The organism is Nocardioides szechwanensis (genome assembly GCF_900103935.1).
Taxonomy (GTDB): Bacteria; Actinomycetota; Actinomycetes; order Propionibacteriales; family Nocardioidaceae; genus Nocardioides; species Nocardioides szechwanensis.
The window spans coordinates 117520-131706 of the sequence record NZ_FNIC01000004.1 but is presented as its reverse complement, the minus strand read 5'-3'; the positions used below and the strand labels follow the sequence as shown (position 1 = coordinate 131706).

The 14187-nt window shown below is 71.0% G+C and carries 13 protein-coding genes; 5 read left to right on the top strand and 8 right to left on the bottom strand.

The features are described 5' to 3' along the window. Window positions 1-3: 3 nt before the first annotated feature. Together glmS and BLR90_RS11340 are read right to left on the bottom strand one after the other, a co-directional pair. Complete coding sequence (gene glmS / locus BLR90_RS11345) at window positions 4-1821, bottom strand: glutamine--fructose-6-phosphate transaminase (isomerizing) (RefSeq protein ID WP_091025330.1); 1818 nt, start codon at window positions 1819-1821, stop codon at window positions 4-6. 10 nt (window positions 1822-1831) lie between these two features. Next, window positions 1832-2104, bottom strand: a complete 273-nt coding sequence (locus tag BLR90_RS11340) for a hypothetical protein (protein WP_091025329.1) — start codon at window positions 2102-2104, stop codon at window positions 1832-1834. 270 nt (window positions 2105-2374) lie between these two features. Between BLR90_RS11340 and BLR90_RS21020 the strand changes: the two genes are divergently transcribed. The 4 genes from BLR90_RS21020 (at window position 2375) to BLR90_RS11325 (ending at window position 5226) form a co-directional block, all read left to right on the top strand. Continuing rightward, on the top strand, window positions 2375-2521 hold the full coding sequence (locus tag BLR90_RS21020) for a hypothetical protein (RefSeq protein ID WP_170254368.1): 147 nt from the start codon (window positions 2375-2377) through the stop codon (window positions 2519-2521). 87 nt (window positions 2522-2608) lie between these two features. Then, window positions 2609-3181: a YceI family protein gene (locus BLR90_RS11335; RefSeq protein ID WP_091025328.1), complete on the top strand. Its 573-nt coding sequence runs from the start codon at window positions 2609-2611 to the stop codon at window positions 3179-3181. A gap of 79 nt (window positions 3182-3260) precedes the next feature. Continuing rightward, window positions 3261-4190 carry a GNAT family N-acetyltransferase gene (locus BLR90_RS11330; protein ID WP_091025327.1) on the top strand — a complete coding sequence of 310 codons (930 nt, stop codon included), beginning with the start codon at window positions 3261-3263 and terminating at the stop codon, window positions 4188-4190. A gap of 46 nt (window positions 4191-4236) precedes the next feature. Beyond that, on the top strand, window positions 4237-5226 hold the full coding sequence (locus tag BLR90_RS11325) for an LLM class flavin-dependent oxidoreductase (protein ID WP_091025326.1): 990 nt from the start codon (window positions 4237-4239) through the stop codon (window positions 5224-5226). Window positions 5227-5279: 53 nt separating this feature from the next. Here BLR90_RS11325 and BLR90_RS11320 read toward each other — a convergent pair whose 3' ends face one another. Then, window positions 5280-5888: a hypothetical protein gene (locus tag BLR90_RS11320; protein ID WP_174812382.1), complete on the bottom strand. Its 609-nt coding sequence runs from the start codon at window positions 5886-5888 to the stop codon at window positions 5280-5282. A 151-nt stretch (window positions 5889-6039) separates the two neighbouring features. Here BLR90_RS11320 and BLR90_RS11315 point away from each other — a divergent pair, with 151 nt between their 5' ends. Beyond that, window positions 6040-7671: a LamG domain-containing protein gene (locus BLR90_RS11315; RefSeq protein ID WP_091025324.1), complete on the top strand. Its 1632-nt coding sequence runs from the start codon at window positions 6040-6042 to the stop codon at window positions 7669-7671. Here BLR90_RS11315 and BLR90_RS11310 read toward each other — a convergent pair whose 3' ends face one another. The 5 genes from BLR90_RS11310 to BLR90_RS11290 form a co-directional block, all read right to left on the bottom strand. Continuing rightward, entirely contained in the window at window positions 7672-8886 is a 1215-nt protein-coding gene (locus tag BLR90_RS11310; protein ID WP_091025323.1) for an acyl-CoA dehydrogenase family protein, read from the bottom strand. A gap of 84 nt (window positions 8887-8970) precedes the next feature. Then, on the bottom strand, window positions 8971-9951 hold the full coding sequence (locus BLR90_RS11305) for a hypothetical protein (protein WP_143016193.1): 981 nt from the start codon (window positions 9949-9951) through the stop codon (window positions 8971-8973). A gap of 133 nt (window positions 9952-10084) precedes the next feature. Continuing rightward, a complete protein-coding gene (locus BLR90_RS11300) occupies window positions 10085-10819 on the bottom strand; it encodes a PadR family transcriptional regulator (RefSeq protein ID WP_091025321.1) in 735 nt (244 codons plus the stop codon). A 162-nt stretch (window positions 10820-10981) separates the two neighbouring features. Beyond that, window positions 10982-12892, bottom strand: a complete 1911-nt coding sequence (locus BLR90_RS11295) for a M3 family metallopeptidase (protein WP_218029453.1) — start codon at window positions 12890-12892, stop codon at window positions 10982-10984. Window positions 12893-12927: 35 nt separating this feature from the next. Further along, window positions 12928-14178, bottom strand: coding sequence for an RNA polymerase sigma factor (locus tag BLR90_RS11290; RefSeq protein WP_091025320.1), 1251 nt, complete (start codon window positions 14176-14178; stop codon window positions 12928-12930). Window positions 14179-14187 lie beyond the last annotated feature (9 nt).

Here is a 14187-nt window from a genome sequence, read left to right as displayed (position 1 = left end):
GGCTCACTCGACGGTGACGCTCTTGGCCAGGTTGCGCGGCTTGTCGATGTCGTGGCCGAGGGTCAGCGCGGCGTGATAGGCCAGCACCTGCAGGGGAATCGTCAGCAGGATGGGGTCCAGCTCGCGCTCGTTGCGGGGCACGTCGATGCGGCGTACGTCAAGGTCGCCGAGGTCGACGCCCGCATGCGTGACCACCACCAGCGGACCCCGGCGAGCGGCGATCTCGTGCAGGGCGGCGATGTTCCGGTCGGTCAGCTCGTCGTCGGGCACGATCGCGACGGTCGGGACCTCGGTCGAGATCAGGGCGAGCGGACCGTGCTTGAGCTCGGAGGTCTGGTAGGCCTCCGCGTGCCGGTAGCTGATCTCCTTGAACTTCTGGGCCCCCTCCCGCGCGACCGGGAAGCCACGCACGCGGCCGACGAAGAACAACGACTCGGCACCCGCCAGCCCGGTCGCCATCTCGGCCAGCGCGTCCTCGCCGGCCAGGATCTCCTCGATCTGCCCGGGAAGCCGGGTGAGGCCGGCGATCAGCCGCTGGCCGTCGGCGATCGACAGGTCACGCACCCGGCCGAGCTGGAGCGCCAGCAGCGCGAAGCCGACGAACATGTTGGTCAGCGCCTTGGTGCTGGCGACCGCGACCTCCGGCCCCGCGTGCAGGTAGATGCCGCCGTCGCACTCACGCGCGACCGCGCTGCCGACGACGTTGACCAGGCCGATCACGCGACCGCCCTTGCGCCGGATCTCCTGCACCGCGAGCAGGGTGTCGATGGTCTCGCCGGACTGGCTCACCGCGACGTAGAGGGTGTCGTGCTCGATGATCGGGTTGCGGTAGCGGAACTCGCTCGCGGCCTCGGCGTCCGCCGGGATCCGGGCCAGGTCCTCGATCAGCGAGGCGCCCATCTGCCCGACGTAGTAGGCCGAGCCGCAGCCGAGGATCTTCACCCGCCGGATCTCGCGGGTCTCGCGGGCGTCCATGTTGAGGCCGCCGAGGTGGGCGGTGCCGAAGCGCTCGTCGAGCCGGCCCCGCAGGATCCGCTCGGCGGCAGCAGGCTGCTCGAGCATCTCCTTGTGCATGAAGGAGTCGTGCTCGCCGGCGTCGTACGACGCGGGGTCGACGTCGACCTCGGTCGCGGACCGCTGGATGCGGGTCAGGTCCTGGCGGTAGGTCGTGAAGCCGGTCGCCGTCAGCGTGGCCATCTCGCCGTCCTCGAGGTGGGCCACGGTCGTGGTGTAGCGGATGATCGCGGCCAGGTCGGAGGCCACGAACATCTCCCGCTCGCCCACGCCGATGATCAGCGGGCTGCCGTTGCGGGCGACCACGATCCGGTCGGGGAAGTCCGCGTGCAACACCGCGACGCCGTACGTGCCCTCGACGGCGGCGAGCGCCTCGGCGACCCGCTCCTCGAGGGTCTCGGCGGTGGAGCGGCCGATCAGGTGGCTCAGCACCTCGGTGTCGGTGTCGCTCGCGAAGTCGACGCCGTCGTCGGTGAGCCGCTGCCGCAGTGTGCCGGCGTTGTCGATGATCCCGTTGTGCACCACGGCCACGTCGCCCTTGGCGTCGGTGTGGGGGTGGGCGTTGACGTCGTTGGCCGGCCCGTGGGTCGCCCACCGGGTGTGGCCGATGCCGACCTTGCCGGTGAAGCGCTTGGGCAGGTCGGCGCCGAGGTCACGGACCCGGCCGGCCTTCTTCGCCACGCGCAGCCCGGTCCCGAGCACGGCCAGGCCGGCCGAGTCGTAGCCGCGGTGCTCGAGGCGGGTGAGCCCCTCGAGGAGCAGGGGGGCCGCCTGCTGGGGTCCGAGGTAGCCGACGATGCCGCACATGGGGGTTGTCCTATCCGTAGACGAGGCGGCGTAGCTGCCGCTCGGTGAGGCGGGGCGCGGCGACCACCCGGTCGGCCAGCTCTCCGCTGATGCGTTGGAAGATCTCGGGGTTGTGGGCGCCGTAGGTCTTGAGCTCGGCGTGCCGGCGCCGTACGTAGTCCTCGACCGGCTCGGCGTGGAACGCCAGCACGTCCTCGACCAGCCGGGCGGCCTCGCCGGGGGTGAGCCCCGTGCTCGCCACGACGCGCTCGACGAGCTCGACGAGCTCAGGATCGGTTCCCACGCCGCAAAGCGTGTCCCCTGGCGACGCCGAAACGCAAGTTCCTGCCCGATATCGGGCAGGACCGTCCGCTTCACCCCACTTCGACCCCTCTCTAGCGCGCTCCCGCGCGCTGGTGGGATGTGACTGGTGGGAAAAGTGGAGGAACCGTCGCCGTCTGACGCCTCCAGCGAGCCCGTGGTGGGGCGATCTGCCATATCCGCGCGCTCGGACTATCTGTTCAAGTGGGGATGTGTTACTCTCGGTGAACATAAGATGAACAGGAGGTGTCCCATGTACGACTCTCAGGTGTCCGGCCAGCAGCTGGTGATGCGCTGGATCCCGGTCGTCGACCCGTCCGGTCGCACGCGCATGGAGTCCTGCTGGATCTCCGCAGCCCAGGCCGCACCGCCGCAGGTCGACGTCACGCACGCGGCCTGACAGATTTTCGACCGCTCCGGGAATGTAAGCGGACTCGCGTCCGTTTGTAGTGATTGACGCTTCAACCATCAATCACCAGGAGATTCCATGAGCATCGACTTCGACCCGAGCACCACCGCCGTCACCGACATCGCCGGCGACTACACCATCGACCCCAGCCACTCCCGCCTCGGCTTCGTCGCGCGCCACGCGATGGTCACCAAGGTCCGCGGCCAGTTCAGCGAGTTCTCCGGCACCGCCCGGATCGACACCGCCACCCCCGCCGCCTCCAAGGTCGACCTGGCCATCAAGACCGCCAGCGTCAGCACCGGTAGCCCCGACCGCGACGGCCACCTCGTCTCCCCCGACTTCTTCGACGCCGAGACGTTCCCCGAGATCACCTTCACGTCCACCGACGTGACCCGCGACGGCTCCGACTGGTCCATCACCGGCGACCTCACCATCAAGTCCACCACCAAGCCGGTCACGATCGTGTTCGAGGAGACCGGCTCGGCCCGCGACCCCTTCGGCAACCTGCGCGTCGGCTTCGAGGGTGCGGTCACCGTCCAGCGCAAGGACTGGGACCTCACCTGGAACGCCGCCCTCGAGACCGGCGGCGTCCTCGTCTCCGACAAGATCAAGCTCGAGTTCGACGTGTCCGCCATCCAGAACGCCAGCTGACCGTGGACTGACTCCGTCAGTCCACGGCGCGCTCGTTGACCCGGTGAGAGCAGACCGGCGTCGGCGGTTGAATCGGGGCATGCCTGCACCACTTTCTCTGCCCGAGGGCTACACCCAGAGGGCGCTCGCCGTCACCGACGCCGCTGCGGTCACGGCGGTGATGGCCGCGCAGGAGCTCCACGACGTCGGCGAGGTCGTGATCGAGGAGGCCGACATCGTCGCCGACTGGCAGCGGCCGTCGTACGACGTCACGCAGAGCTCGGTCGGGGTGTTCGCCGACGACACGATGGTCGGGTACGCCGAGATCACGGGGGGCGACCGCGGCGACGCCGCCGTGCACCCGGACCACCGGGGCCGTTGCATCGGCACCGCCCTGGCCCAGTGGATGCAGGGGCTGGCCCGCGAGCAGGGCAAGCCGATCGTCGGCATGCCCGTGCCCGAGGGCTCGCCGGGCGACCGGCTGCTGGAGTCCCTCGGGTACCACGTCCGCTGGACCAGCTGGGTGCTCGAGCTGCCCGAGGGCGCCACCATCGCGGAGCGACCGCTGCCCGAGGGGTACGCCGTGCGCGAGGCCACCGACGACGACTACCGGGACGTCTGGACGGTCACCGAGGACGCTTTCCTCGAGTGGTCGGAGCGCGAGCGGCAGAGCTTCGAGGACTGGCGCGCCCGGGTGGTGCTGCGACCCGGCTTCCAGCCCTGGAACCTCCGCGTCGTCACCGACCCCGACGGTCAGGTCGTCGCCATCGCCTACATCGTGCTCTTCAAGGGCAACGGCACCACCGAGGGGTATGTCGACCAGGTCGCCACCCGCGCCGACCAGCGCGGGCGCGGACTGGCCCAGGTCCTGCTCGCCGACGCGTTCGCCGCTGCCCGCGCGCACGGTGCGGCCCGGTCCGCGCTGTCGACCGACACCCGCACCGGTGCGCTCGGCCTCTACGAGAAGGTCGGCATGAAGGTGGCCTCCACCTGGCTCAACCGCGCCGTCCGGACCGGCTCCGAGACCTAGGGCCGCGCACTAGAACCTGTTCCAGTTCTCTGCGAGGCTGGCGGGCATGGCCCACTTCGTCACCCGCTACGACTTCCGCGCGCCCGGCGCCGACCCGGCCACCCGCCGCGAGCTGTTCGGGCGGGCGGTGGAGCAGGCGGCCTACCTCGACGAGCACGGCGAGGACGCCCTGATGCTGTCCGAGCACCACGCGGCCGAGGACGGCTACCTGCCCAGCCCGATCCCGGTCGCCTCCGCCTTCGCCGCGGTCACCTCGAGGGTCCCGATCACGGTGTCGGCGCTGCTCGCCAACTTCTACGACCCGATCCGGCTGGCCGAGGAGATCGCGGTGCTCGACCACCTCTCCGGTGGGCGGGTCAGCTACACGATCGGCCTGGGCTACCGGCGCGAGGAGTACGACCACTTCGGCCGCCCCTGGTCGACGCGCGGCGCCGACATCGAGCGGGTGATCCAGGTGCTGCAACAGGCCTGGACCGGCGAGCCCTTCGAGCTCGACGGCCGACGAGTGCGCGTCACGCCCACGCCGTACTCCCAGCCGCACCCGATGCTCTTCTACGGCGGCGGCTCGCCGGCCGCGGCACGGCGCGCGGGCCGTCTCGGTCTCCACTTCGCGCCCCAGCACGGCGACCCGGAGCTGCATGCGGCGTACGAGGAGGAGTGCCGGGCCCACGGCCGGGAGCCGGGCGTCATCCTGCGCTCACCGAAGGGGCCCGCCAACGTCTTCTGCGCCGAGGACCCGGACGCCTTCTGGGGAAAGTACGGACACCACCTGCTCGCCGACGCCACCAGCTACGCGGCCTGGCGCGGCAGCGAGCAGAGGTCCTACGTGCAGGACGACTCCACGACCGTGGCGGAGATGCGGGCCGCCGGCGTGTACGTCGTGCTGTCACCCGACGACCTCGTCGAGCGCTGCCGCAGCCGGGAGATCCGGCTGGTCACCAGCCACCCGATGTGCGGCGGCCTCCCCGCGGAGCCGTCCTGGGAGAGCGTGCGGCTGGTCAGTGAGGTCGTGCGTCCGGCACTCGCGGCCGGGTAGTAGGACCCGCTATCGACCCGGTCTGGGCCGATTCGGGTAGATGGCGGGACCTACTATCCCTGTGATGGCGCCTCGACGGTCGTGACCACGGTCGTCACGCAGGGTCGCTTCGGGGTCGACGAGAAGCCGAACGTCGCGGGCGGGTCGACCGGTGCGAGCGCGCCGAGGTCCTGCCCCTCGAACGAGCCGGTCATCGCCACGACCCGCCGGCTGTCGGTGGCGCCGTACCACTCCCGCCGCCCGTTGCCCGCCGTCCCCTTCGTGCGGACCCCGGTCAGCAGCCGACGCGCGACCGCGTCGGTGACCGAGCACCACCACGGCGCCGAGGCGACCGGGCCGGGCACGGCGCGCAGCGCCCAGCCGAGCGAGGTGCGGCGCCCGACGGTGAGGTCGAGGTCCAGCGACGTCGACCGCAGGCGCCACGTGCCGCCGGCGACGCTCACGACCACCGGCTCGACCCGGATCTCGTCGAAGGTGTAGGTCGCGGCGATGAAGTCGGCCGCCTCGGCGTGGTCGGCGAGCAGCACCCGGTGGCCGTCGGCGAGCTCGACCATCGCGTCGGAGAAGGGTCCGAGCGGGGTCGAGCGCCAGTTCCCCACGACGATCCGGGTGCCACTGGTGCTGCCCACGCCGGCGATCTGGCCCTCGAACCGGCTGCGCATGATGCGAACCTAGCGACCGGGTGGATACCCCGGGGGGTGCTGCGCCGAGCGGGGATCCGGCGTTTGATGGTTGCCACGACAGAACGCGACCTACATTTGCGGAGTGCGCCGACTCGGCGTACGACGACCCCTTCCCTCAGACGGAACGCCCATGCTCCTGCGTCTTCGGGCCGCAGCCCTCACCTCCGCTGTCACCCTGTCCGCGCTGGCGGCCGCCGCGATCGTGACCCCGGGCGCCACCGCGGTCACCGGGTCGGTCGCGCCGACCAGCGCCGCGACACCGAGCCGCGCTGCGGGCGTGGGGTCGCTCACCGTCTCGCCCGCGCTTCACGTGGCCGGCCAGGCGGTCACCTTCAAGGGCGCCCTCCCCAAGCCCGGGAAGCGCGGGATCCACCTCCAGTTCCACATGAACCGTCCCGGCGACAAGTGGACCGACGTCAAGAAGAGCAGCCGCACCACCACGGCCTCCGGCGCGTTCAAGTTCCGCTTCCCGGCCCCGGCCATGTTCAACATCAGCTACCGCGTGGTGGGCGGCGGCATGGCGACCAAGCCGTACCTCTTCTACGCCAAGCCGCAGGCCGTGACGCTGTCGGTCAACGGGGAGGACCAGACGAACCAGTTCGTCACCGTCCTGCCCCTGGCGCCGTTCACGGTGGAGGTGGACTCCGCGGCGGACCTCTACCCCGACCGCAAGCTGGAGCCTCCCCCCTTTCCCGGCCGGGTGATCAACCTCCAGCAGCGGGTCAACGGCAGCCAGTGGGAGACCATCGACACGGCCAAGGCCGACTCCGGCGGGTTCGCGAGCTTCACCCTCACGGGAGCGCTGTCGGGCGAGCAGGTCCTCCGGGCCCGCGCCGAGGACGTCTCCACGAACGGCAACCGCATCGGGTGGACCGCCTCCTGGCCGACCTACGTGGAGTTCAACCTCTTCCCCGAGTTCCCGGAGTTCCCCGAGTTCCCCCGGGAGCCGGCCGACTCGTGGGCCGGGCCAGCTTTCGGCCGGACGACGACACCCCCGGTGACCGACTCGACCGGCGCCACGGACGCCAGCAGCCAGTACGGCTGGTACCGCCCCGTCTACGACTTCGCCTGGGAGTACGGGCAGTCGCTGTCGTCGCCGCCCACCAAGGGAACCGCCCTGAAGGGCCGGTGGCTGGAGTCGTCCAGCGGCAGCGGACGCGTGGTGACCTTCAACGGCGCGCTCGCCTTCCAGAGCAAGCTCATCAACAAGGGACCGGGCGACCGGGGCACCACCTCCGCCGCACTGACCGGCAACGCCCAGAAGTACGGCCGCTGGGAGTTCCGGATCTGGCAGAACGTACGCGAGCAGGACGGACGCGACTTCCGGATGCGGGTGGAGCTGGTCCCCGAGGGCACCGGCCCGGGGGCGTGCTCCCCCGAGGCCATCCGGGTCGCCGACATGCAGCTCGGCGAGAAGTCCTACTCCGTGGGGGTTCGGTCGGCGAAGGCCAACGCGGAGTGGAGCTACACCAACCCGTCGACCCCGGCCTATAGCGGCCTGCACAACTTCGCGGTGGAGGTGGCCACGGACCACATCACCTGGTTCTTCGACGGCAAGGCGTTCGCCACGGTGAAGAGCAAGGGAGCGCTCTCGGGCAGGACGCTGACCCCGCGGGTGAGCATGGTCGGGCTGGAGGACGCCACCGAGCACAACGGGAGCCAGTTCTCGGTCGACTGGGTACGGTCCTGGACGCTCGAGACCGGCCGGCAGGCCAAGAACAGCCGCCCTCTTGCCAAGAAGGCGTTCTCGCCGACCTGCTGACTACCTGATCGGGGCGCCCGAGACCGTCCGCGCGATGACCAGGCGCTGGATCTCCGAGGTCCCCTCGAAGATCGTGTAGATCTTGGCGTCGCGCGCCATCCGCTCGACGGGGTACTCCCGGGTGAAGCCGTTGCCGCCGAGGATCTGCATCGCCTTCTCGGTGACCCGCACCGCGGTCTCGCCGGCGAAGAGCTTGGACATCGAGCCCTCGGCCTTGTCGAACCGCTTGCCCTGCCGCGCCATCCACGCCGCCCGCCACACCAGCAGCCGCGACGCCTCGATCGAGGTCGCCATGTCGGCGAGCATGAAGGCGATCGCCTGGTTCTCGATGATCGGCTTGCCGAACTGCTCGCGCGTCTTGGCGTAGTCCAGCGCCACCTCGTACGCCGCCCGGGCGATGCCGATCGCCTGCGCGCCCACCGCGGGGCGGGTGCGCTCGAACGTCGCCATGGACGCGTTGCCCGACGACCTGGCGCCATCGCGCGCCTTGGCCAGCCGGGCGTCGAGCTTCTCCTTGCCGCCGAGCAGGCACCGGCCCGGGACCCGCACGTCGTCGAGGACCACCTCGGCGGTGTGGGAGGCGCGGATGCCGTGCTTCGCGAACTTCTGGCCCTGGCTCAGTCCCTTGCTGCCCGGGGGCACCACGAAGGAGGCCTGGCCGCGGGTGCGCAGGTCCGGGTCGACCACGGCCGTCACCACGTGGACGTCGGCGAGCCCGCCGTTGGTGGCCCAGGTCTTGGTGCCGGTGAGGACCCACTCGTCGGTGGCCTGGTCGTAGCGGGCGCGGGTGCGCATCGCGCCGACGTCGCTGCCGGCGTCGGGCTCCGAGGAGCAGAACGCCCCGAGCTTGAGGTCACCGGGCTCGCCGAACATCTGCGGCACCCACTCGCCGACCTGCTCGTCGGTGCCGTTGGCCCGGACGCCGGCGGCCGCGAGCGCCGTACCGACGATCGCGAGGCCGATCCCGGCGTCACCCCAGAACAGCTCCTCCATCGCGACCGGGATCCCGAGGCCCGTCTCGTCGAAGCTCTGCGTGGCGAAGAAGTCGAGGGAGTAGATGCCGGCCTTGGCCGCCTCCTCGACGATCGGCCAGGGGAACTCCTCACGCTCGTCCCACTCGTGGGCCGCCGGCCGGATGACGTCGGCAGCGAACGTGTGGAGCCAGTCGCGCAGCTCGACGTGGTCGGGTCCGAGCTCGAAGGAGGGGTCGGTCACGGGACGAGGGTAGACGAGAACGGACCACTGGCCCGCCCCCCTCTCGGGTGACGGGCCAGCGGGCCTTTCGTCGTTGGCCAGCGGCTAGCTGAAGCCGTGTGACGTGCGCTTGCCGAGGCAGCGCAGGGTCAGGTAGCTCCCGTGACCGCCGCCGCCGTCGTTCCAGAAGGAATGCGCACGGGTAACCGGCCGCGGGTCCGATCCCAGGTGCCAGACGTGGTGCGGGTCGCTGACCCACCAGGCACCCACCGCGCCCCAGTAGTGGGTGTCACAGGTGAGCTGACGCTCGGTGCGGTCAGTGACCGGCAGGTTAAGGAAAGAGCCGGCCGAGCCATGGGTGAAGTAGGACAGGATGTTGTGGCGGTGGCCCAGGGTGCTACCGGTCTTCACGTCCAGGCAGCGGGCGTAGAGGTTGATGTCAGTGGTCGCGTGGTGGCTGACGAAGCCCCAGTGCCAGCCCCGATAGTTGGGCTCCGGCCAGCTTCCGTAGCTGCGCGCCGTGCCGTCGTTGATGCTGAAGCCCGGCGCCACCAGGATCTGGTCGGTGCCGCACCTGTCGACCCAGCCGTAGTCCATCGCGCCAACGCCCACATCGGACAGGGTGCCGCTCTGCCTGGGGTCGAGAACCAGGTTGTGGGAGTGACCCCACTGGGTCACGGTCTGCCCCTCGAGGCAGACCACGAAGATCTTGAGCTGCGCCCGGCCGTCGGCGCCGTTGAGGAAGCGGAAGAGCCAGTAGCGCGCGTCGGTGTCGCCGTACGACGCCAGCGCGAGCACGTCGCGCTCGTCGCCGAACATGCCGAGCTGGGGGTTCGGGTCGTCAACGTTGTCGACGCGCCACATCCCGTCCACGGCGATGTCGCCGGCGCGGCAGCCCAGGTACGTCCAGGCTTCCTCGCCGCCCTCGAGCTCGATCGTCTTCTCGAGGCGGTAGGTCTCGAGGTGGTGGGCACGGCGGTCGACCGCGGCCTCTGCCGGCGTCGCCAGCACCGCGACGGTGAGTGGTGCGATCAGTGCGGCGATGGCCGTGCCGATCATCCCTAGGCGCGTTCGTCTGGTGGTCATGCGGTGCTCCCCCTGTGTCGACCGAGATCAAACGCCCCCCAGCGTCATCCCCATGACCTGCGACACATAGAACGGTAAGCGCAGGGCATCCCCAGAGGAAGCGAAACGATGCCCTGGACTGGACCACCAAAATTCAGGACTCGTCGACCTCCGGGTCCGCGCCGTCGGCCAGGATCCCGTAGAGCTTGCGCCGCGTCTCGACCAGTACGTCGACGGCCGCGCGCCGCTGCTGCTCGGATCCGGAGCTGACAATCTGCCACACCCCGCCCATGACCTGGCCGATCTCGGCCTTCAGGTCGTAGCCCGGGCTAGACCCCTCGTCGGCGGCGCCTTCGCGCTCGAACGGGGCCCACACCGCGGCCAGCTCGGCGGCGTTCTCCTCCGCGTACGTCGCACCCTGCGCCGTGAGCCGGAGGGTGCGGCGGCCGCGCTCGTCGTCGGCCTCGACGAGACCCTCGTCCTCGAGCTGCTGGATGGTCGGGTAGACCGAGCCGGGGCTGGGGCGCCAGACGCCCCCGCTCTTGTCCTCGATCTGCTGGATGACCTGGTAGCCGTTGACCGGCTCCTCGGCCATGCCGGCCTCGCGCAGCACGTCGAGGATCGCGGTGCGCACGTCGCCGCGGCGTACTCGCGGGCCGCGGCGCTGGTCGGGCTGGCCCATGCCGAACAGGCCGGCCAGCCAGGGCGGCGGGCCCTGGTGACTCGAGCGGCCGCCCCAGCCTCCGCCGGACCAGCCTCCGCGGTGACCCTCGGGGCCGACCGGCCCGCCGGGACCGCGGCCGCGGTGCTGCTGCCAGATGCTGTCGGGGCCGTCGGCCCAGGCCTGGAAGGGCCCCTGGGGGCCTCGGTTGCGTCGCGGGTTTCCCATCACGCACGTCCTTTCGTCCATCGCGGTCGACTCGACGTCCGCGTGACTGTCGGTGACTGTTCGCGATATATCGTGATCGTACGCAAAAGAAGGCCCCCACACAAGTGGGGGCCTCTCTCGCTGCCGGCACGCCGGCCGGCCGTGGGTCAGTCGGCCGGTGGGTCAGTCGGCCAGCCAGGCGGCGTAGGAGTCGAACGTGTAGGGCCGCCCGAGGAAGTCCTCGACCAGGTCGGCGGCGTCCTTGCTGCCGCCCGGCGTCAGCACCCGGTCGCGGTAGCGCCGGGCGGTCGTGGCGTCGAACAGGTCGGCGGGGTCGAAGGCGCTGAAGAGGTCCTTGGCGATCACCAGCGACCACGCGTAGGTGTAGTAGGCCGAGCTGTAGCCACCGAGGTGACCGAAGCTGGCGAACATGTGGGTGCCCTCGATGTAGGGGAACGGCGAGTACCTGGCCTGGAGCTCGCGGGTGCGCGCGGTCAGGTCGTCGGGACGGTCGGTGTGGAACCAGTAGGACATCGACGCGTAGAACATCTGCTGGCGCGCGAGGTAGCCCTTGCCGAAGTCGTCGCCGCGACGCATCCGCGCCACCAGGTCGGCCGGGATCGGCTCGCCGGCCGCGTTGGTGGCGAAGGTGGCCAGCACGTCGGCGTCCCACGCCCACTCCTCGAGCATCTGGCTCGGGGCCTCGACGAAGTCCCACTCGGTCGACACCCCGGCGAAGCGGGTCCACCGGCCGCGGCCCCCGAGCACGTGGTGCACCAGGTGGCCGAACTCGTGGAAGAGCGTCACCACGTGGTCGTGCTCCATCAGCCCCCGCGCGAAGTTGCAGACCAGGACGCCCTCGGAGAGCTGGCGGCCACTCACCCCCTCGGTCAGCGTGAACTGCGCCGCGTGCTTGAACTTGCCCTCGCGCGGGTGCAGGTCGAGGTAGATCCGGCCGAACGACTCGTCACCTTCCAGGTCGAAGACGTCGTAGGCCGTGACGTCGTCGGCCCACAGCACGGCGTCGGGGGCCGGCTCGTAGCGCAGCCCGAAGAGCCGCCCGGTCACGTCGAGCAGGCCCTGGCGCACCTTGGTGAAATCGAAGTAGGTGCGCACCTCCTGCGCGTCGACCTCGAGCTGCTCCTTGCGGACCAGCTCCTCGTAGTAGGTCGCGTCGGCGCCGGTGATCGAGGTCGCGTCGGGGTGGTCCTGGCGGAAGCGCTCCAGCAGGGTGGCCAGGTCGCGCTGCATCGGCTGCTCGGCCGCCGCGGCGATCTTGTCGATGAACTCGGGGATCGCCGGCCCGGTCTTGATCATCTTCACGCCGGCGTCGTACGACGCCCAGTCGTCGTAGCCGACCAGCTCGGCCAGCTCGTGGCGCAGCGCGAACATCTCCTTGAGGAGGGCGTCGCTGGCCGGCCAGCCCCGGTTGAGGAACGCCATCGTGATGTCGCGGCGCACCTGCGCGTCGTGGGCGAACATCCGGGTCGGTACGACGTCGGGGTAGTCGGTGGTCACCGTGACCAGGCCGTCGTCGTCGGCCGGGTGGGCCTCGAGCCAGTCACCGGGCAGCCCGTCCAGCCGGTCGGGGGTGACCCGGATGCTGCGTACGTCATCGCGCACCACCTTGGAGAACTCCTGGTCGAGCTCGGTGCCCCGCTCGTTGATCGCGGTGATCCGCGCCCGGGTCTCGTCGTCGCGGTCGACACCGGCGCGCCGGAAGTCCTCGAGCACCTTGTCCAGCAGCCGGGTCGCCTGCTCGTCGGGCCCCGCCGGGTCGAGCGCGGAGAACACGTCGTACAGACCGCGGTCGAGGCTGAGCTCGGTGATCAGCTTCATGACGTCCTGCTCGGCCTTCTCGGCGGCGTCGCGCACGTCCTCGAGCGGGTGGACGTTGCTGAGCAGCGAGCCCATCGCCGCCACGTTGCTGAGCTGGAGGCTGACCTCGTCCCACTGGCCGAGGGCGTCGAGCGCGTCGGTCGGCGGGGTCTCGCGCAGCCGCTGCACGAGCGCGCGCGCGCTGGCCATCCCGTCGGTGGCTCGGGCCTCGACCCAGGCGAGGGCGTCGGCGGCGGCGGGCAGGGCGAGCGGCATGAGAGTCACCCGCTCAGCCTGCCACGACGGTGGTGTCAGCCGGCGAGCTGGTTGCGGCGCCTGGTGAGGTAGGCCCGCTCCGCCGCGTTGTCGGTCGCCGCGATCGCCGCGTCGTACGCCGCGCGGGCCTCGGCGCTGCGCCCGAGCCGGCGCAGCAGCTCGGCCCGGGTCACGTGCCAGGCGTGGTACGACGTGAGGCCGGGCTGGAGCTCGGGGAGCCGGTCGACCTCGGCCAGCGCGACCTCGGGCCCGTCGAGCTCGGCGATCGCGACCGCGCGGTTGAGGGCCACGATCGGGCTCGGCGTCACGGCGTACAGCTGGTCGTAGAGCGCCGCGACCTGTTCCCAGTCGGTGGCGGCCAGGGTGGGGGCGTCGGTGTGGACGGCGTTGATGGCGGCGAGCAGCTGGTAGTGCCCTGCCCGGCCGATCGCGAGGCACTCCCGCACGAGGGCGTGCCCCTCCGCGATCAGCGCGCGGTCCCAGCCGCCGCGGTCCTGGTCGGGCAGCGGCACCAGCTCACCGTCGGCGAAGCGCGACGTCCGGCGCGACTCGGTGAGCAGCATGAGGGCCAGCAGACCGGCGACCTCCGGTACGTCGGGCAGCAGCGAGCGCAGCACCCGGCCCAGCCGGATCGCCTCGGCGGTGAGCTCCTCGCGCACGGAGTGCTCGGCGGAGCTGGACAGGTAGCCCTCGTTGAAGACGAGGTAGATCACCGCCATCACCGCGGCGACGCGCTCCTGGAGGTCGGCCTCGTCGGGCACCCGGTAGGGGATGTTGGCGGCCTTGATCTTGGCCTTCGCGCGGGTGATCCGCTGGGCCATCGTGGTCTCCGGCACGAGGAACGCCTGCGCGATCTCGGCGACGGTGAGGCCGCCGAGGAGCCGCAGGGTCAGGGCCACCCGCGCCTCGGGGGCGAGGGCGGGGTGGCAGCAGGTGAAGACCAGCCGGAGCCGGTCGTCGTCCACGACGCCCGTGGGCTCGTGGGGCGTGTCGTCGCCCCAGAAGTTTGAGTTCAGCATCAGCGAGGCCTGGTGCTTGGCGTCGCGCTGCTGCTCGCGCCGGATCCGGTCGATGCCCTTGCGGGCGGCGGTCGTCGTCAGCCAGCCGCCCGGGTTGGGTGGCGTGCCGTCGACCGGCCACCGCTCGAGGGCGACCAGGAGCGCCTCACCGGCGGCCTCCTCGGCGACGTCGATGTCACCGAAGCGGCGGACCAGGGAGGCGACCACCCGGCCGTACTCCTCGCGGAAGATCCGTTCGATCGCGGCGTGCGCGACTGCGTCGCTCAAGGGTCCTTG

Coding starts and splice junctions, on each gene's coding strand:
- glmS (WP_091025330.1), bottom strand. CDS start 1,821: ATGTGCGGCATCGTCGGCTACCTCGGACCCCAGCAGGCGGCCCCCCTG.
- BLR90_RS21020 (WP_170254368.1), top strand. CDS start 2,375: ATGTACGACTCTCAGGTGTCCGGCCAGCAGCTGGTGATGCGCTGGATC.
- BLR90_RS11335 (WP_091025328.1), top strand. CDS start 2,609: ATGAGCATCGACTTCGACCCGAGCACCACCGCCGTCACCGACATCGCC.
- BLR90_RS11330 (WP_091025327.1), top strand. CDS start 3,261: ATGCCTGCACCACTTTCTCTGCCCGAGGGCTACACCCAGAGGGCGCTC.
- BLR90_RS11325 (WP_091025326.1), top strand. CDS start 4,237: ATGGCCCACTTCGTCACCCGCTACGACTTCCGCGCGCCCGGCGCCGAC.
- BLR90_RS11320 (WP_174812382.1), bottom strand. CDS start 5,888: ATGCGCAGCCGGTTCGAGGGCCAGATCGCCGGCGTGGGCAGCACCAGT.
- BLR90_RS11315 (WP_091025324.1), top strand. CDS start 6,040: ATGCTCCTGCGTCTTCGGGCCGCAGCCCTCACCTCCGCTGTCACCCTG.
- BLR90_RS11305 (WP_143016193.1), bottom strand. CDS start 9,951: ATGACCACCAGACGAACGCGCCTAGGGATGATCGGCACGGCCATCGCC.
- BLR90_RS11300 (WP_091025321.1), bottom strand. CDS start 10,819: ATGGGAAACCCGCGACGCAACCGAGGCCCCCAGGGGCCCTTCCAGGCC.
- BLR90_RS11295 (WP_218029453.1), bottom strand. CDS start 12,892: ATGCCGCTCGCCCTGCCCGCCGCCGCCGACGCCCTCGCCTGGGTCGAG.